This is a genomic window from Streptomyces sp. NPDC102270, from assembly GCF_044766405.1.
Lineage (GTDB): Bacteria > Actinomycetota > Actinomycetes > Streptomycetales > Streptomycetaceae > Streptomyces.
The window spans coordinates 349,285-368,083 of sequence record NZ_JBIWLX010000010.1; the positions used below are offsets into that span (position 1 = coordinate 349,285).

13 protein-coding genes and 2 pseudogenes are annotated in these 18,799 nt (G+C 68.7%); 7 read left to right on the forward strand and 8 right to left on the reverse strand.

Annotated features, from left to right (window positions below; genetic code table 11):
• Window positions 1–109 precede the first annotated feature (109 nt).
• The 4 genes from ACIRP7_RS23260 to ACIRP7_RS23275 form a co-directional block, all read right to left on the reverse strand.
• Window positions 110–976, reverse strand: coding sequence for a GDSL-type esterase/lipase family protein (locus ACIRP7_RS23260; protein ID WP_403662598.1), 867 nt, complete (start codon window positions 974–976; stop codon window positions 110–112).
• Window positions 977–1,012: 36 nt separating this feature from the next.
• Entirely contained in the window at window positions 1,013–2,098 is a 1,086-nt protein-coding gene (locus ACIRP7_RS23265; protein WP_403662601.1) for a rhamnogalacturonan acetylesterase, read from the reverse strand.
• A 52-nt stretch (window positions 2,099–2,150) separates the two neighbouring features.
• Complete coding sequence (locus tag ACIRP7_RS23270; protein WP_403662604.1) at window positions 2,151–3,206, reverse strand: glycosyl hydrolase 53 family protein; 1,056 nt, start codon at window positions 3,204–3,206, stop codon at window positions 2,151–2,153.
• Window positions 3,207–3,281: 75 nt separating this feature from the next.
• The gene (locus ACIRP7_RS23275) at window positions 3,282–4,502 is read right to left on the reverse strand and encodes a cellulose binding domain-containing protein (RefSeq protein ID WP_403662607.1); all 1,221 of its coding nucleotides are present in this window, start codon (window positions 4,500–4,502) and stop codon (window positions 3,282–3,284) included.
• 797 nt (window positions 4,503–5,299) lie between these two features.
• Between ACIRP7_RS23275 and ACIRP7_RS23280 the strand changes: the two genes are divergently transcribed.
• A complete protein-coding gene (locus ACIRP7_RS23280) occupies window positions 5,300–7,198 on the forward strand; it encodes a rhamnogalacturonan lyase (protein ID WP_403662610.1) in 1,899 nt (632 codons plus the stop codon).
• Between the two features lie 627 nt (window positions 7,199–7,825).
• Window positions 7,826–9,265: a ricin-type beta-trefoil lectin domain protein gene (locus tag ACIRP7_RS23285; protein WP_403662613.1), complete on the forward strand. Its 1,440-nt coding sequence runs from the start codon at window positions 7,826–7,828 to the stop codon at window positions 9,263–9,265.
• 104 nt (window positions 9,266–9,369) lie between these two features.
• On the opposite strand, the pseudogene ACIRP7_RS23290 reads toward ACIRP7_RS23285, so the two are convergent.
• The 3 genes and pseudogenes from ACIRP7_RS23290 to ACIRP7_RS23300 form a co-directional block, all read right to left on the reverse strand.
• Window positions 9,370–9,608 (reverse strand): annotated as a pseudogene (locus ACIRP7_RS23290) (gamma-glutamyl-gamma-aminobutyrate hydrolase family protein); the annotation flags it as partial.
• 375 nt (window positions 9,609–9,983) lie between these two features.
• A complete protein-coding gene (locus tag ACIRP7_RS23295; RefSeq protein WP_403662616.1) occupies window positions 9,984–11,882 on the reverse strand; it encodes a hypothetical protein in 1,899 nt (632 codons plus the stop codon).
• Between the two features lie 671 nt (window positions 11,883–12,553).
• A complete protein-coding gene (locus ACIRP7_RS23300; protein WP_403662619.1) occupies window positions 12,554–13,303 on the reverse strand; it encodes a maleylpyruvate isomerase family mycothiol-dependent enzyme in 750 nt (249 codons plus the stop codon).
• Between the two features lie 133 nt (window positions 13,304–13,436).
• On the opposite strand from ACIRP7_RS23300, the gene ACIRP7_RS23305 reads away from it, so the two are divergent.
• A complete protein-coding gene (locus tag ACIRP7_RS23305) occupies window positions 13,437–13,697 on the forward strand; it encodes an integrase core domain-containing protein (protein ID WP_403662727.1) in 261 nt (86 codons plus the stop codon).
• A gap of 248 nt (window positions 13,698–13,945) precedes the next feature.
• On the opposite strand, the gene ACIRP7_RS23310 is transcribed toward ACIRP7_RS23305, so the two are convergent.
• Window positions 13,946–15,172, reverse strand: a complete 1,227-nt coding sequence (locus ACIRP7_RS23310) for a glycosyltransferase 87 family protein (RefSeq protein ID WP_403662622.1) — start codon at window positions 15,170–15,172, stop codon at window positions 13,946–13,948.
• 731 nt (window positions 15,173–15,903) lie between these two features.
• Here ACIRP7_RS23310 and ACIRP7_RS23315 point away from each other — a divergent pair.
• From ACIRP7_RS23315 to ACIRP7_RS23330, 4 genes and pseudogenes are all read left to right on the forward strand, one after another.
• Complete coding sequence (locus tag ACIRP7_RS23315) at window positions 15,904–17,061, forward strand: AI-2E family transporter (RefSeq protein ID WP_403662625.1); 1,158 nt, start codon at window positions 15,904–15,906, stop codon at window positions 17,059–17,061.
• Window positions 17,062–17,375: 314 nt separating this feature from the next.
• Entirely contained in the window at window positions 17,376–17,564 is a 189-nt protein-coding gene (locus ACIRP7_RS23320) for a hypothetical protein (RefSeq protein ID WP_403662628.1), read from the forward strand.
• A 12-nt stretch (window positions 17,565–17,576) separates the two neighbouring features.
• Window positions 17,577–17,849 carry a N,N-dimethylformamidase beta subunit family domain-containing protein gene (locus tag ACIRP7_RS23325; protein WP_403662730.1) on the forward strand — a complete coding sequence of 91 codons (273 nt, stop codon included), beginning with the start codon at window positions 17,577–17,579 and terminating at the stop codon, window positions 17,847–17,849.
• Window positions 17,850–18,199: 350 nt separating this feature from the next.
• Window positions 18,200–18,624: pseudogene (locus ACIRP7_RS23330) on the forward strand (hypothetical protein); the annotation flags it as partial.
• Window positions 18,625–18,799 lie beyond the last annotated feature (175 nt).

Sequence of the window (18,799 nt, forward strand, 5' to 3'; positions counted from 1 at the left end):
GATCGAACGGCTCTGTCCCGAATCGGCCGGGCAAGCCGCAACCGCCCAGTCTCACCCGTCCACAACCTCCCGGGACAGGTACGGCCTTCGGCGCCGCCGTCCGCCGGCGCTACTTGAGATACATGGCGAGGGGGAGGTTCTGGCGGCGCACCTCACCGGCGACGAGCCCGGCGATCCGCTGCGCGCCGTAGGTTTCGAAGTGGGTGTGGTCGTTGCAGAAGAACGCGCCCACGGGACCTGATCCGTAGTCGCCGTTGTTCGGGCAGAAGCGCAGGCTGTTGTAGAGGGAGACGCTCAGCGTCTGCAGGTCGACGACCGGAGCCCCGGTGGCGGCTCCGGCGGCGAGGGTCTGGGTGACGAAGCCGCGGTTCTTGGTGGCCGTGCTGCCGGAACAGGTGATGGCGGCCACCGGGGTGAGCAGCACCGGGTGTGCGCCCCGGGCCAGGGCGGCCCGCGCCATCGTGGTCATCAGCTGCTGGTACCGGGCCGGTCCGACGTGCCGTGGGCAGGTGGAAGATGAGTCGTTGATGCCGAACTGGATGAACAGGTAGTCGCCGGCCTTCATCCCGGTGGTCCCGTTCAGCATCGCCTGCCAGCGGGACGAGTACGTGTCGGAGGTGAGGCGGCACTCGCCGTCGGAGCCCTTGGTGCCGCTCACGTTCCCCTCGTACAGCCAGGTCTGGATGCTGCGGCCTCCCACCGCCTGGTTCTTGACGGTCACGTCGCTGTTGAACAGGGCGTCGAACTGACTGCCCCAGCCGACGGGGCAGGGGCTGCTGCTCGGGTTGGCCATGGTGGAGTCACCGGCCAGCCACACGGTGACCGGCGCGGCCACGGATCGTAAGGCGGGGTTGGCGGCGCGTGAGGCGCCGCTGCAGTTCGCCGCCGTGCTGTCGGCCGCCGAGGCGGCGCGAACGCCGAGGGCCGCCATGACGATCACCAGTGCGGTCGTGCCGAGTATCCGAAGGATTTTCATCGGGTTCCTTCCGGGCGGAGCGCCGCCGCGCGTCGGTCAGCGCAGGTGCGCGGCCAGGGGCAGGTTCTGTTCCCGGATGTTCTGGAGTACTAGCCCGCCGATCTGTGTCGCGCCGTACTGCGAGAAGTGGGTGTTGTCCGTGACGCCGTCGACGGAGGCACGGAGGAAGAGCTGCGCGGAGGCGGAGGGGCCGAGGGACTCCACCAGTGCCTTGCTCCTGGCGGTCAGGTCGATCACCGGTACGCGCTGGGCCGTTCCGACCGCGCGCATCTCGGCGGGCAGGTTCACGCCGACGCCGTTGACGTGCAGTGCGGTGGGCGTGAGCCGGTTGCCGTCGAAGAGCCGGCGGACCGGTGGCGTCACCAGGACCGGGACGCCGCCCTTGGCGCGGACCTTCGTGATCATGGCGGTGAGGTTGCTCCGGTATGAGGACGCGCTGGTCTGCTTGTCGTTGTGACCGAACTGGATGAAGACGGGGTCGTTCGCCCTGACCTTCGACAGCAGTGCCGGGAAGAGCGCCGAGTTCGACAGGAAGCTGCCAGAACTCTCCCCCGAGTCGGCGTAGTTGGCGATGGCCGCGCCAGGACGCACCGCAGGTGTGATCATCTGGCCCCAGCCGGTGTACGGGCCGGTCGGCTGGTCGCACACCGTCGAGTCACCGGCGAGGTAGGCGACCAGCGGCTGGGTCGCGGCTTTCACCGAGACGGCCGAGACCTGCGGGCTGGAGCCTGTGAACCGGATGTCCAGGCCGGGATTGCCGGTGCCGCCCTGGCCGGTCGGCTGCCCCTCCGGTTGCCGCACGTTGACCGTGAACGAGTACGTGGCGACGGCTCCGGCCGCCGTCCTCGTCGCCGGAAGCATCAGGCGCCTGGCTTCCCCCCACATCTCGGTCTGCCCGGCGGATGCGGCGCCACCGATGGAGACCGTCACGTCGTAGTTGCCCGGCGAGACCGCGTAGTGACAGGTGATCGGCGAGGTGCCGGAACAGCCGGCCGGGAGAGCCCGCGGCGCGGCGGCATCGGCATGCGCCGTACCGGTGCAGACCAGCGCCGCCACGGTGAGGAGGCTCGCTGTTCCCAGCCGGGCACCCTGCCCACCACAGCGCCGAAATGTCATGCCCATTACCCCATCCTTGACTTCGGAGATGTGCGGGTTGAGGTCTACGGCCCGTTGCTCAGGCCTGGGTGAAGCCGTTCATGATGGCGGTGGGCCGCTGGGTGGCGGAGTCCCAGGCGCCCATGTTGTAGCCGGTGAACGGGGACATGCACTCCGGTTCCCAGTAGAAGATGCCCTGTCCTCCGTTGGCCTTCAGCGCCTTGGTGTAGGCGACGAGTGAGGCCTGGGTGGCGGAGGCCCTGTCCACCCGTCCGCCGAACTCGCTCTGCAGGAACGGTTTTCCGTACTGCGTGGAGATCTTCTGCATGTTCGCCACGATGCCGGGGGCGAGGTCCGCGCTGCCGTAGGAGGAGAACACCGACATGTCCCACTTGCCGCCGCCCGCGGCGAACCGGCTGAAGAACGTCGTCATCACGTCGTACTTCTGCGGCTGGGCCAGGTGGATGCACACCGTCGAGTTCGGTGACACCGCTTTGACCTGGGTGTAGGCGGCGTTGAGCAGGCCGGTCATCTGCACCGGGTTGGAGACGCTGCCGACGGGGCGGCAGATCCCGCTGTTGATCTCGTTGCCGATCTGCACCCATGTGGGCAGCACGTCGTTGTTCTTCATGACCGTCATGGACTGGTTCACGTACCTGCTCATCGCGGTGAGCATCTGGCTGTAGCTCATGTTCTTCCAGGCGGCGGGCGGGTTCTGCACGCCGACGGAGTTCCAGGTGTCGCCGAACATGTAGTCGAGCATGATCGACATTCCGGCGGCCTTGATCCGCTTGGCGAAGGCGGCGACCTCGTCGATGCCGCAGTGCCCGTCGGTCGGGCTGCTGGAGGGACTGACGAACGTGCGCAACCGCACGGCGGTGATGCCGTACCCCTTGAGAATCGCCAGCAGGTCCTGCTTCTGCCCGCTCGCGTTCTTCCAGGAGTAGCCGCGCGCCTCCATCTGCGGTGCCCAGCTGATGTCGACGCCCTTGACGAAGCTCGCGGCCGCCTCCACCGGCGGGGCGAGTTCGCCGAGTGCGGTTGCCGCGGCGATCGCCCCGGCGGTCGCGCCGGTGGCTTTGAGCAGGGTCCGGCGGCTGATCCGGCCGGAACCGGGTGCCTGGATCGGGGACATGATCGCTCCTTTCTGTGCGCCGGCCGCACGTGAAATGCGCGGCCGGCGGACAGTGGTCGTGGGGGTGAGCGTCGGTTAGGGGCTTGTGCAGGTGAGTGGGGCGGTGGGCGGTGTCCCGTCGGCGGTGAAGCCGCATGTCGTCGAGGCGGACGCCTGCAGTGAGCCGTTGTGGGAGGCGTTTCGCACCTTTACCGCCGAGCCGCTCGTGCTGGGGGCGCCGTTCCATACCTGGCTGATGGTTTGGCCGTTGGGCAGAGTCAACGCGACGGTCCACCCGTTGATCGCCGCGTTGCCGGCCCGGACCATGACCTCACCCTGGTGGCCGCCGGACCAAGCGTTGACGGTGCGGTAGGTCGCCTCGCACGCACCGCCGGGCGGTGGTGTGGAGGGGGCGGGCAAGGACGGATCGGCGGTCGGTGACGGGGTGGGCCCGCCTGACGGTGCGAACGGGCACGTGCTGCGGTACTTCGAGATGCCGGTGGGGTCGGCCGGAGCGGGGCACAGGAACTTGGTGTACCGGGTGTCGTTGTCCACGAACGTCTTCAGCCAGGGGATGAGGATCCGCATCTCAAGGGTGTTGGGCTTGGTCGGGAAGAGGTGGTTCGCCCCACTGAGCTGCAGATACGCGCTCTCTGTGGTGGCCGGCAGAGTGGCGTGGAGGCTGTCGAGGTAGGACGGAGTGACCGTGGTGTCCCGAGTGCCTCCCATGATCATGGTCGGTACTCGGACGGCGGCCGGATTTCCGGAGGGCTTGAACGGTGCGAGGCCGACGGCGGCCTTCAACGACGACCGCCGCTCGGCCGCGACCAGAGCCCCGCCGCCGCCCATGGAATGGCCCACCACGGACAACCGGGTGGGGTCGACCCGGTCACGGATCGGACTCTTGCGCGTGAGGTAGTCCAGCCCGGCCAGCAGTTGCGCTCCCCGGGCGGTGTCGTAGTCGGTGCGACTGTTGGTCTCGACGCCGATCACGACGAACCCGAACGAGGCCAGCCACGGCCCCATCCACGCCTCTTCGTCGGCGAACCGCGCGGTGTAGCCGGGCACGATCGCGACCGCGCCCCATGTTCCCAGGCTGGTGTCGGTCGGGTAGTACATCATCCCGCCGTTGAACCCGTTCCCCGGCGGCACACTCATCTGCGCGGTGGCGAACGTGCCCCGGGTGGCCGCGACACTGGCCAGGGTCGGGTCCGAGCCCCGCTGGTACGGGTTGCCGGCCGCCGACGCCGGTACCATCGCCACGACGGCCGAGAGCAGCCCGAAGACGACCGCCAGTGCGATGACTAACTGCCGCACCACCCCACCCGGCTGATTGCTGTTCAGTTGATCGGTCCTGCAATCCGCCGGTGCCCGGGATTGGATGTGTCGATCCGGCATGGCGGTGAACCTCCTTCTGCGAGGGCAACGGACGCAGGAGTGCCTTGTGCGGGACATGTACGCAAGGAGGGACCCAGGCGGGCTCCGAAGGGATCACCCCCGTGCGAAGACCAGGCCATGACGCCTTCGCGCCGCGTCCACGACGCTGACCACGCTCGACCGGCTCATGGCGCGGACCCGCTCGAAACCGCACTGGCACGCCGCGGGCCGCACCTCGCCGCTCAAGTGTTGTGAACGTTCACGGAAATGGCTGAATCTGCGAGAAAGCCCTGATGGACCGGCCTCCCGCAGTGCATGGATGCGCTGGGCGGCCCGCTACGAGTGCTTCCGCATGAGCTTGAGGTGCACAACGCAGCTTCCCGACCGGACGCGCACCTGTCAACCGGCTGTGGGAGGTCCGTTGCGTTCCGGAGTCGGCGAGACAGCCCCCGTGACCACGACGCCCCGCCCGCACTCACACGGCGTCGATGCAGGTCACCCGCGCTCGCACGATAGCTCGGGTCGTTGGGGGCCCGCCGAGCCGGAGAGCTGCGTTCCCATCGGGTTCCAACAGTCCCGAACAGTGCTTCCGACGGAATCCTTGACGACGCGTCAGGGCCTTCCTACGCTCGCACCGCATGGGAGCGTTCCCACAACTCTGAGTGTTCTCCTTCCTCGTGCCTCCCGCCCAGACACCGCGTTTCACTCGGTCCCCCACATACAGACCGGAGGTCATCGTGGCCGACGCACGCCGACGTCCATGTACAGCACCGCCTCCCCGGCGCAGTGGCCGCCGACTGCCCGGCCGGGCGATCGGCGCCGCCGCCGTCGCACTGGCTCTCGCCACGGTCACCGGACTGCCGCAGACCGCGCAGGCCGCGACCGCACGGCAGGTGGAACGCCTCGACCGAGGACTGACCAGCACCCATACCAGCAGCGGCAACCTGGTCTCGTGGCGGTGGCTGGCCACTGACCCGAACAGCGTCGCGTTCAACGTCTATCGCGGCGGCGTCAAGATCAACTCCTCGCCCCTCACGACCGCGACCGACTACTTCGACACCGGGGCCCAGGACTCGGCCGAATACACGGTGCGACCGGTGGTGGACGGCACCGAGCAGGCCTCCTCCGAGCGCGCGCTCCAGTTCCGGTCCGGGTACCTGGACGTGCCGATCTCGCAGCCGCCCGGCGGCACGACCCCGGACGGCGTTGCCTACACCTACGAGGCCAACGACGCCTGCGTCGGGGACCTCGACGGCGACGGCAGGCTCGACCTGGTCCTGAAGTGGCAGCCCACCAACGCCAAGGACAACTCCCAGTCCGGCTACACCGGCAACACCATCATCGACGGCGTCAGACTCGACGGCACCCGCCTGTGGCGCATCGACCTCGGGCGCAACATCCGCTCCGGCGCCCACTACACCCAGTTCCAGGTGTACGACTACGACGGCGACGGCAAGGCCGAGGTCGCCATGAAGACGGCCGACGGCACGAGGGACGCCGCCGGCGCGGTGATCGGCAACTCGTCCGCCGACCACCGCAACTCCAGCGGCTACGTCCTGTCCGGCCCCGAGTACCTGACCATGTTCAACGGCCAGACGGGCAAGGCGATGCAGAGCGTCGACTACGTGCCGGGCCGGGGAACGGTGTCGTCGTGGGGCGACTCGTACGGCAACCGGGTCGACCGCTTCCTCGCGGGGACGGCGTACTTGGATGGCTCACGGCCATCATTGATCATGGCGCGGGGCTACTACACGCGCACGGTGATCGCGGCCTGGGACTGGCGGAACGGCGCCTTCACCCGCCGCTGGACCTTCGACACCAGTTCCTCCGCCAACAGCGGCAAGGGGTACGACGGCCAGGGCAACCACAGCCTGTCCATCGCCGACGTCGACGCCGACGGCAAGGACGAGATCGTCTACGGCGCGATGACCGTCGACGACAATGGCGGCGGCCTGTGGACGACCAGGCTCGGCCACGGCGACGCGGCCCACGTCGGGGACCTCAACCCGTCCCGGGCGGCCCTGGAGTACTTCAAGGTGTCCGAGGACTCCTCCAAGCCCGGGTCCTGGATGGCCGACGCGCGCACCGGCCAGATCCTGTGGCAGACAGCGTCGGGCGCCGACAACGGCCGCGGTGTCGCCGCCGACGTCTACGCCGGCAGCGCGGGCGCCGAGGCGTGGTCCGCCTCCGACACCACCCTGCGCTCGGCGACCGGAGCCTCCCTCGGCCGGGAGCCGTCCAGCATGAACTTCCTGTCGTGGTGGGACGGCGACGCCGTCCGCGAACTCTTCGACGGCACCCGCGTCGACAAGTACGGCACCTCTGGCGACACGCGCCTGCTGACCGGCTCCGGCGTCCGCTCCAACAACGGCACCAAGGCCACACCGGCGCTGTCCGGCGACATCCTCGGCGACTGGCGTGAAGAAGTCATCTGGCCCACCACCGACAACCGCGCCCTGCGCATCTACAGCACGGCGTACCAGACCAACACCCGCATCACCACACTGCTCCACGACACCCAGTACCGCACCGCGCTCGCCTGGCAGAACACCGCCTACAACCAGCCCCCGCACCCCAGCTTCTTCATCGGCGCCAACATGCCCACCCCGCCCCGCCCCACCGTCTACACACCCTGAAGCACGGCTGCGCGTGGCAGCCCGCCTACTGGCAACGGCGTTGTTCTGACTGCGGGCTGAAGGGTGCTTTCGCCCGGAGGAGTTCGGCCGCTGTCGCCTCGCTGTCGGCGCCGGCGATCAGTCCAACGCTTCCTGTTTCCGTACCAAGGGCGGGATGCCGGTTGCGGCGGGTGCGCCTGCCATCGACGCCGGCATCAGCGTCTCCGACAACGGCGGTACTGATCACACCTCCAGCCACCGCCCCCAGCGGCCGGCCCGGCATTGGCGCCTTCGAATGCCACGGCGGCAGCGCAGGCAAGTGACCGGACGTAGCCAAGGCCGCCCCGACCGGACTGCCCGGGTCTCGGCCGCTGAAGCACGACGTTCAGCACCGCGAGGCTGTGGCCTGGCGGAACACCGGCTACAACCAGCCCACACCCCCGACTGCCTCGTCGGCAATAACATGCCGCCCCACACCGACCCACCATCCGCACCCCCTGACGGCACAGCCCGTGGCCGCCCGCACCCTGCCCACTCCGGCGGCCACGTCGCAGCGCTTTCCAGCCTCACCGGCTCGCGTCGACGCGGTTTTGCGGCGCGGACCCGTTGCAAAGACCCCCATCACAGTGCGATTGCCATGGAGGTTTGATGAACGGATACTCCTCACCGCCCAGTCGGACATTGCGGTTGCTGGCACCCCTGACAGCGCTGACGCTGGTGCTCACCTCCGCGGTGGCGGTGACGTGGGAGTCCGTGGGGCCGGCGTCGGCGGTGACGTCCACGGCGGTGGTCGGGGCCGGTTCCGGGCGCTGTCTGGATGTGACCGGTGGTTCGGCCACGGCCGGCGCGGGTGTGGAGCTGCGGGACTGCGACGGTCAGGCCGGCCAGCAGTGGGATGCCACCTCTGCCGGTGAACTGCGGGTGTTCAACGGCTCGATGTGCCTGGACGCGTATCAGAAGAAGACCACCCCCGGCACGAAGGCCGACATCTACACCTGCAACGGCGGCGCGAACCAGCACTGGCGCGTCAACGCCGACGGCACGATCACCGGTGTGCAGTCCGGTCTGTGCCTGGAGGCCACCTCGGGCGGCACCGCCAACGGCACCGCCGTCGAACTGCGGACCTGCAACGGCGGTAGCAACCAGAAATGGAGCACCACCGCGGGCGGCACCAGCTCGGCCCACGACGGACAGGTGTCCGACACCAACATCGCCTACGTCGGCCGCTGGGACACCAACTCAGGCATCGCGGCCGTGCCCCACTGGACCGGCGCGTACCTCCAGACGGCCTTCACCGGCACGACAGTGAAGGTCAAAGCGCGCAACGCGGTCACCTTCCACGCAAGCCTCGACGGCGGACCGGACGTCTCGTACACGGGCGTGAGCGGCACGGTGAACCTCACACGGCAGCCGCTGCCCGCGGGCACCCACACCCTGCGCATCGCGTACAGCTCCGGCGACACCGTCTTCCAGGGTCTCGTGCTGGACTCCGGAGCCCACACCGTGACCCCGAACGTCCCCTCGGGTCTCCTGGAGTTCGTCGGCGACTCCATCACGGCCGGGACCAAAACCGGCCGGCCGGCACTGGACTCCTACGGGTGGAAGACCGGCGAGCGGCTGCACATGCGCCACACCCTGATCGCCCGTTCCGGCTACTGTCTGGTCGCCCGGTCCGGCTGCGTGGGTCAAAGCAGCCAGTTCTTCCAGTCCGACAGCACCGGCAGCCGGCCCTGGGACTTCTCCCGTTACCAGCCAGGCGCCGTCATCATCAACCTCGGCACGAACGACCTCGGGCACAGTGTGACCGGCTCACAGTTCCAGTCGGCGTACACCACCTTCCTCCGCGACGTCCGAGCCAAGTACCCGAACGCCGCCTTGTTCGTCATGGAGACGTTCAAGCAGTGGTACGTGGGCGAGACCAAGGCAGCCGTCAGCGCCCGCAACAAGGCCGGCGACGCCAGGGTCTACTACGTGGACACCACCGGATGGCTGACCACCGCCGACTTCGCCGACGGCACCCACCCCACCGCCCAGGGCCACACCATCATCGCCAACCGCCTCGCCCCGATTGTCGCGGCCAGGCTCTGAAGCCACTGAGGTCTTGTGGAGCCTCTTGTTCGGCGGCGAGGACCGGCGCGGTGCCTTGGACGCGCCCGCGTGGCGGAGAGTCGCCGAAGCCCCATCCGGGCTGCTCAGTGGGAACGGGCATGACGAACCAGGGCGCCGAACAGGTGGTGCTGGGCGGGGTCACGGTGCGCGGTGTCCTCCGGATGCCACTGCACCGCCACGAACCACCCTCGTGCGTCGGTAGTTCGAGGGCTTCGACCGTGCCGTCCTCGGCTGTGGCAGCCACGGTCAGGCCGTCGCCGAGGCGGTTGACCCGCTGGTGGTGGTAGCAGGACGCGTCGATCTTGTCGGCGCCCACCGCCTGCGCCGTACGCCTTCACCGTCACCATGACCCGGATGCGTTCGGCGTCCATAGCTCCCCCTCTATGTGCCCCGACCCCAGGATCAGTCCCAGGAAGGCCACAGCGAATGAGCGCCCTGTATCTGTCCACAGGGCGACCAGCCGTCTTATGGGCCCATATCCGGCTTCGGCACGGCCGTGCCGAAGCCATCAGGCGCTAAATAGGTCCCCGAATCACGGGTTGGGGGACCCTTCAGTCGGCTGGCAAAGTACACGTGCTTGCGCGCAGTCGCCCGTGCTCGCGGTCTCCTTCTGCCCTGGCACCGTTGGTCAGGACCCTGGTGAGCACCCGCTGTGCGGCGGGGCCGCCGCACAGCGGGTGCTCACGTATTGCGGCGCTCAGCGGCGGTACATCACGTAAAGCTTGCTGTTGTGGGAGGCCGCTGACGGTTCGTCCATGGGCTTCGCCAGCGCTTGCCGGCTGACAGAATTCAAGACGCCCCAGTGTTGGGATTCTCGGCAGAAGTGCAGTGTGCCCTCAGTGCTGCGGTGGAAGACCCACAGGTCGTCCTGGTGGACGGCGAGGGCAGGGCCGTGCGTGCTGGGCCACGAAGCGATGTTGCCAGCGCTGGTCCAGTGGGGCCGCATCTGATTCCCGTAGAGCTTGTTCGTCCCGGTGGCCGCGTACATGAGCTGGTCAGTCCCGGTGGCCACCCGCCACAGTTGGCCCTTGTACCTGGCCATGGCAGCGGGCCGGGTGACGATCCAGCCGAGATTGTCGTTCCAGCTGCCACCCCAGGAGGTTCCCGTCTTGTGCAGCCAGTGGGTGTTGAGCCGGCCGTCCGGACCGCAGTGGTTCATCCACAGGTACACGTCCAGGTCGCCGACGGCCAGGGCCGGGGCCCTCTCCGCTTTCGAGGGCACCGACGTCACTTCGGTCCAGGATGTGCCGTTGCTGGTGGTCGCCCACCGCAGTACGTCGTCCTTACCGGTCAGGGCGAGGTGGAGCTTGCCGTTGAACTCGCACAGCGCGACTGCGTAGAGGGTCGCCCACCCGTGGATTCGTTGGGGCTCGCTCCAGGTCGTTCCGTCCAGGACCGTCCACATCACCGCCTGGTCGGGCCGGACATACACGCAGTGGAGCTTGCCCTTGAACGACGCCAGCGCGGGCGCGGTCATGCTGTCCCACGGAAGCGTGACCGGTACCGACCAGCCGGCAGTGAGGCCGCTGCCGGTACGCACCGCGTACTCCAGGGCTCCCACGGGGAAGGGCACCATGTCACCGCTGTACTTCACGGTCAGCAGATGGTGGCCATCGCCGTTGAAGTCCCAATTGCGGAGCTTGCCGCGAGCCATCAGCGCCAGATCGTACTGGTCGAGGAGGATGACCCGAGCGCACGAGAGGTCGTCCTCGTTGCGGACATGGTTGACGACCCAGGCGAACATGCCGGCGATTTCCGCCGCCAGACCGACAAGCATCTCCGTGTAGCCGCCGGGTAGCATGCCGGCCAGAGCCCACCCCCAGTGGCTGAAGATCCGATCGCTCATCTCAGTCAGCGCGGTCTGCAGGGCCCGGGCCCAAGCCGGGGGGCTCTGGTCCGCCTCCCAGCAGGACAGGGACAGCACCAGACCTTCGCTGACCTGCCCCTCGAACACGGTCCGGCGCGAGGCGTCGAAGGTGCCGGTCTCATTGACCTTCATCTTGCCGAACTCCTCCGAGATGAAGCCCGCGCCCGACTGCTTGTCACTGCCGGTGGACGAAGCCCAGTAGATCTCGTCCTTGCCGCCGCCTTGGTCGCCCACAGCCCGCTTGCACCGGAAGCTTTCCAGCTCGAGCTTCACCCGGAACGTCGGCGCCGGCGCCCGCTCTGCCTCGGACTGCGACTGCTCCCCGGGGTCGTGAGCTGCGCCGGACACGCGCCGAGGTCGCTGGAAGACGGTGGCGCCGAACCCGTACGAAGGGAGCGCTTGCACGAACGAGGAGCTGTCGACGCTTTGGCCGGCCGCGATCGCCTCCCGGTCCACGATCGAGGTATTGGGCAGCGCCGCGTGCTCCTGACCCACCGCGGGCAGGACGAGTCCCAGATCGGTGAGAGCGAAGCCGGTGCCCACGGGCCGACCGGAAATGGCCGGGGGCACCACGGCCACCCGTTCGCCCAGCGCCTGCACGGCCTCCCGGTACACACGGCCCCAGTCCTTGATCTCCTGCTCGGGCAGCGCCGCTCCCAGCACATCCAACAGCCACCGTTCCAGGTCCGTGACCGCCTTGCCCTGCCGCAACCGGTCCGCAGCATGCAACGAGGCACCGATCAACACGTTCCTGTGCCCCTGCGTCGCAAACCGCTCCGCCCGTGCCCTGGTGGATGTTCCCATCAACGAGTTGCGTAGTCGCTCCAGTCGTTCCGTCGGTGGTGCATCCCCACGTTCGGTCACAGAGGCCCCTTCCATATAAAACGCCCCACACCCCCACAGATCGGGGCAGCAGCCCGAATCTCCCCCACCTGACAGTCACAGAAACTGAACACATCGTAATTGACTGGATACTTAGGGTGCCCGGCAAAGAGTGTGACGCACTCGGCATCGAGCGTGGCGTACAGCGATGGCGTCAACGGTGCAGACATGTCTGACGCGCCCTCCGCCCCGGAGCCGGTGCATATCGAAGCGCCGACACGTCCGATGGCGCAGAGAGTGCTACCGAACAGAAGGCAGCAGCGCGATCCGGCGGAGGCCGCCGAGGTGACCCACCCGTCCTGTCGCAGGCCGTCCAGCGGCAGCACCTTGGGCAGGTGCCTGTGGAGCATGGTCATACTGCTGGTGTGATGGCCGGTGTGGGGCTCACGCCCGCTGATCACATGCGGTGACGACGGCTTGTCAACTAATACTCCAGCTGCGGATCGTGATCTTGCTGGCGGGAGCCACAGGCCAGAGCGTAGGCGCCCCGTTCCGCAGGGGGTTTCTCGGGTGTGAGGTCAACCCAGGTCTGGCCAGTTCAGGAGGTTCTCCAGGGTGGCGCGGTCGCCCTCGCTTCGCAGGTTGTCCAAGGGGAGTCGGCCGTGCAGGGCGAGCAACAGGTTGCTTGCCGATCCGTGGACGTCGGCGTCCGTCTCGTGTTGGCCGTCGATGAGGTGCGAGCCCGACTCCGGCAGGTCGATCAGCCATGACTCGCCTTCGGCTGCGTGCAGGCCGATCCGGGTCGGCTCGTGCGGCCAGGGGCCGGCGGTGCCATGGCTGACGCCGATGAATTCGGCGATGCCGTCAAGTGCGACAACCGCCGGGAGGGGCTGGGGAGTTCCGGTGGCTAGCTGGGCGTCGAAGGCGTGGACAGCGGCCTCCTGAACCTGATGGCGCGCGATGGCACCACTCGTCGTCGGGACGTCGGAGTCGCCCCACCATGTCCAGCAGTCCACCGCGGGACCTGCGGCTTGCAGGGCAGCGATCAGCTCTTGGGCGGCTGCGGCGGAACGGGCCAGTAGGTCGGCAGACAGCGTGTCATCGGCCGGTGCCACGGTGGGGGGCTTCTCGCTGGGACCGGCCGCGACCGCCGCCGCCCAGAACCGGTGCACCTCGATAAGGTGCTCAACGAGGTCGCGGAGCGACCAGTCAGGGCAGCTGGGGACGCGGACATCCAGATCGGGGGAGCCCGCGACGCTGCTGCGCAGGGCGGCAGAGCGGTCCTGGACCAGGGCCAGCAGGTCTTCGAAGACAAGTTTCTGGGTCATCCCAGCTTCCTATCACCCGGCATTGACAGTGGCCCTTCGCCTTTCCACCAACCCGCGAGTATCAACAGCGGTTCGTGGTCGTGCCGTTGGAAGCCTATTCGGGAATGGGTGCGGCCACCGGTGATCATCGGCGATCGGAGCTTCGGCCTCGGTCGGCTCGGTCGCGGACAGCTGTGACAATGCGATGGCCGAGGCCCTGAACGGGACCTTCAAGGCCGAGCCGATCGAGATGCAGGGCCCTTGGCGGGACGTCGACCAGGTCGAGCGGGCGATCTTCCAGCGGGTCGCGTGGTACAACGAGGAACGGCTCCACTCCGCCCTCGACTACGTACCGCCCGCCGAGTACGAACGCGACTGGTGGCGACAACAGCAAGCCACCCCGCAGTCCGCCTGAAACAACATCACCGGACTCTACGAAACTCGGGGCAGCTCAGCCTACGGGCGATCCATTCCTGGCTCGCCCCCGCCGTCACTCTCAATCGATGGTGGCGAGCCTGGACGGACAAGGACCCGCCCTCCGAACTCCAGGCCCTGATCGACGCGGTCACCACCGGACACGGCATAGACCTCTACCGCCGGACTTAACGAACTACCGGTAATCAACGACGGATCTCATGATCAAGGAGATGCGCTGATGGCGGCTCACGTGCCGCGGTATGACGACTGGCGAGGACCTGCGACTGGAACGGGGCCAGTGCTGCGCTCCTTGCGGTGCGCCACGGCGAGCAGCGTGGCAGCACCGCATAGGCAGTAGGTGCTTCCCAGCCATGCCAGGGCGCGTGGGTAGTTGTGGGCCGGTGTCAGCGCGTCCTGCACGGTCGCGAGGTGTGGCACCAGATCAGTGCCTGCTGCCAATGCCCATGCGGCCAGCGCGAGGCGCGCGGCCAGATGCGTGCGGTTGTGGGGCGCGGCAAGCCACATGAGGGCCGGGACACACCACACCCAATGGTGGCTCCATGAGATCGGCAACAGCATAAGACCGGTCAACTGGACGACCAGCAAGAGTCCCAGGCGATCCGAATACCGGGTGGCGCGGTACCCCGCGACCACCGCCGCCCCAAGGACCAGCATCGCGCACGCGCACCACAGCAGGCCCAAACCCGTGTCCTGGCCGGTCAGCCTGGCAAGCACCCCTAGCAGCGATTGGTTGCGCACCGACATCACCCACCCGACCCGGCTGGTGTCCCACAGCAGCCCCAGCCAGAAGCGAACCGATTCCCGTGGCGCCACCAGCCACCCGATCGCAAGGGTCACACCGAACGCCGCCAGCGACCAGAAAGCCGCCTTTCTGCGGCCGACGAGAAGCAGATACGCACCGGTGACCGCAGGAGTGAGCTTCATTCCCGCGGCGATCCCTACACCACCGCCGGCCAATACGGCCCTGCCCGGCGGCAGGGCCGCCGCCGACAGGACGACAGCCGCAAGGACAAGGTTCACCTGCCCAAGGTTGAGAGTGTGGTGGACCGGCTCGCACCACAACACCACCGCCACCCACAGCATCAGGCGACAGCGCTCCATCCGGACACCGTCCAGCAGCACAGCGCTCCTGTCGACGATGACCACCAGAGCGATCACGCTCACCGCCTGCACCACGACCACGGCCACAGGCCACGGCAGCCAGGACAACGGCAGCAGCACAAGGGCGGCGAACGGCGGATAGGTGAACACCAGCGAGTGCGGACCCGACCGAATCTCGTAGAGCTGCCCTGACAACACGCCCGGGGATGCCTCGTAGTAGACCCGGGCATCAGTGAATGCCGGGGTCGACAGTGCCGTCAACAGCACATGAGCCGCTAGCGACGCCCCCAGCAGCCACGCCGCATGCCGTCCCGCCCAGCCTGTCCACGACGCACCGGGCAACCCCGTCACACGAAGCTCCTCCGCCAGAGAACGATCAGCGACCAAGCCCTCTACGCCGCGTCGCCGCACACGGTCGGAGACTGAGGCTACGTCACAACAGCCGCGTCGACGCCAAATCAACCTGAACAAACTGCAAAAAGGGTAAATTGAGTGTAACGCCGTGAAAAAAGGAGTGGCGAGCCCGCAGCCTCTGCGTCGCCATCGGCGCCTGGACGGTTCGTAAGGCCCGCCGCCGTGCCGTCTTCAGGAACGCCCAGAGGTCTCCTGGCGACGAGTAGCCGGAACAGGGAGGGCGACGAGCCGAGCGTCGGCTGCCGGAAGTCCGAGCACCCCGTCCGGACCGATGACGACGCCGATCCGGGCGTACAGGACGCCGCCCGTCTCTACCCAGTCGGCGTGCTTGTCCGGGGCCCGGAACCGGCCGGCCTACGGCCCGGGGCCCGTACCCCTCACTTCCGGCTGAGTCATTTCGAAGCCCCGGTGCTTCGAGGAAACCCTCGGCGCGGGCGCTTGCCAGGGTGATGCGCAGCAGGTCGGCGCCCTTCTCGAAAAGGAGGCAGCGCGGTTCCCAGATGGGCCGGTACTTGGCGTTGGCGCGGTACAGCGTCTCGAATCCGACGCCGACACCGTTCGGAGTGGCGCCGGGCCACGGTCGCGGGTGGGGCGTGGTGTGGCGGTCCGTGTTCGGTTGGTGCCTACTGGCTGAGGAGGCGACCGACAGCCGGCGCGTGGGAGGTGTGGTGGCGAACGGGAGCGGAACGGGGCGGAAGCGGCGCGGGGTGGCTGTGGTGCGGGGCAGCCGGCCGTCGCTGCCCGTACGCCTCCCTCCGCGCGCCCGGCCCCCCGACCGGGTGCCCGCGGCCGAGCGCGTCGTTCCCTGGCTGCGCGCCGCCGCCGCCTACGCCTGGCGTCTGCTCCTCGTCGGCCTCGTCGTCTACGGCGTCTTCACCATCCTCGGCCGCTTCCAACTCGTCGCCGCCGCCCTGTTCCTCGCTCTGGTGATCACTTCGGTCCTGCGACCCGTCGCCGACCTGCTCGGCCGCTGGCTGCCGCGGCCCCTGACCGTCGCACTCTCCCTGGTCGGCAGCCTGCTGCTCCTGCTCGCCGTGTTCGTCCTGGTGGGGGAGGCGGTGGCGGGCGAGTGGGGAAAGCTGACCGGAGAGTCCCGCGGCGGCATCCACCGGGTCGAACAATGGCTCGAAGGCCCGCCGTTCCGACTCCGCCACAAGAGCCTCTCGCACCTGCAGGACCAGATCGGCTCGTACCTCTCGTCCCACCGGGCAGCCCTCTTCAGCAGAGCCGTCAGCGGCCTTGGCCGGGTCGTCGAGCTGGTCACCGGCCTCGCCCTCGCGCTGTTCTTCTCCGTCTTCTTCATCCACTCGGGCGAACGCCTGTGGTCCTGGGTGCGCGACCAGCTCCCACGCGGCGCCCGGCCGGGGTGGGACCGGGCGGGGCGCGCGGCCTGGCGGACCTTCGCCGGGTACACGCGCGGCATCATCATCGTGGCCGCGACAAACGCGGTACTCGTCGGCATCGTCCTGCTGGCACTGCGGGTCCCGCTCGCGCTGCCCCTCACCCTGCTGGAGTTCTTCGCCACCTTCGTGCCACTGGTCGGCTCGCCGGTCGCGCTGGCGGTGGCCACAGTGGTCGCCCTGACCGGGCGCGGTCCGCTCACGGCCGCGGCCGTGCTGCTGCTCATCGTCGTCATCGGACAGATCGAGGGACATCTCCTGCATCCCCTTGTGATGAGCTGGGCCGTCCGGCTGCACCCGCTGGTCGTCGCCGTCTCCGTGATCGCGGGGAGCATCGTCGCGGGCGTGATCGGCGCCGTGGTGGCCGTGCCGTTCGTGTCCGTCGCCTGGGCGGTGCTGCAGGCGGTGCGCCCGCCGCCGCCATGAGGCGCGCGTCCTTTTGTGCCGTGCGACGCTGACTCGCAGGGGTGGTGTACACGCTGGGTCTGTCGCCATGTCCCGCCTGCCCCGGGACGTTCGCAACAGGACCTGGCCGGACGCGCAGGAGGCGATGTGGGGCACGACCGGCGAGGGGCGCCGCGGCACGGGACGGAACACAGACCGGGGCTGCGGCGCAGGACCCTCCTGCAGGGGTGCGCGGGCGCCGGGCTCGTCCCGGCGGCCGCCGCCTGCGCCCCGGCCTTTTCCGCCCAGGACCCTTCCCGTACGGTCGCTCCGCACCGTCCGGAGGCAGAACGGGAGTGCGCCGGGACACCCAACTGGCGTATCCGCTCGCAAGGTCCCGCAACGCCGTCGTCGGCTACACGGACCGGGTGAGCGTGCCCCCGGGCGAGGAGTGCGGTCTGTATGTGTCGACGACCGCGTCGTCCTTCCGGGTCACGGCCTTCCGCGTCGGCTGGTACGGCGGTGACGAGGCCCGGCTGATCTAGTCCTCCGGGCGCATACCGGGCCGCGTCCGAGTGGAACCGCGCCTCGAGTCCGGTACACGCACCATCCGCGCCGACTGGAAGCGCACGCTCGTCTTCAGTACGGCGGGCCGGCCGGAGGGCGCGTATGTGCTGCGGCTGGATTCGGAGGCCGGGCACCAGCGGTACATCCCGCTGATCGTGCGCTCGACACACGACCTGGGTCTTGAGCCGGTCGAACCGCGAGGCCCCCGGTCGACGATCTTGTTGGCCTGCGCACGACGTCGGCCAGGTGCGCGATGTCGCTGACGGTCGCCATCTGCGTGTCCGGCACGGCGCACTGGGTGAGGAAACGCAGGTGGAACGCCCCCTCGGTCGCGGCCGCGGTCCGCTCCGAGCGGTGCCGGGGCGGCCCGGCGCGCGGACGGGGGCCGGGGCGCTCCACCGCCCGAAGGGCGGCCAGAACCGGAGTCTTCAGTTCGCCCGCACTACGACACTCGGGCCGCTCGGGGGGGCCGCATCCGCCATGTCGGTCACCATACAGAGGCGGGGAGTCAGGCTTTCACCATCCTCTAACCCTGTAGTCGTAGGGGTTCGTGCGGCGCTCTACGGGCTGTAGGGGAGTCCATTCCGTTGCGTGCGGACACGACAGGTGCGTGATGGCCGACGGCTCGAACGCCACGACGACCGATGCCCGGCGCATCGGCCCCACTCTGCAGGCTGACCGGGCTTCGCGCGCCTGGGGCGAGCCATGGCTGGCGGCGGTCGCGGCAGCCTTCACGCTCGCCCAGCTCGTCCTCGTCCGGCCGGGAATCGGTCTTGGCTGGGACGAGGCGGTCTACGTCAGCCAGGTCAGCAGCCATGCTCCCGCCGCCTTCTTCAGCGCGCCCCGCGCCCGGGGTATCTCCCGCCTGGTCGCTCCGGTCACGTGGTGGTCCGACTCCACCGCACTCCTCCGGATCTATCTCGCCATCCTTTCGGCCTGGCCCTCTATTTCGCCCTGCGTGTCTGGCGAGCCCAGTGCATGCCGCGCGTCCTGGCTCTGACGGGTGCCCTGTTCGCCTCGTTGTGGGTGACGCTGTTCTGAACATGGTGGGCGCGGCACGTGCCAGGGAGAGGCGCCGCGCCGAGGCCGAGGCCGGGGGCGAGGGGAGGGGAGCGGCGAGGCCGATGCCGGCACCGGGCTCGCCACCGGAATGGCCGCGCTCGAACAGCCGTACGCCGTCGAGGTTCACGGTGATCGGCTCCCTGGCCAGGCG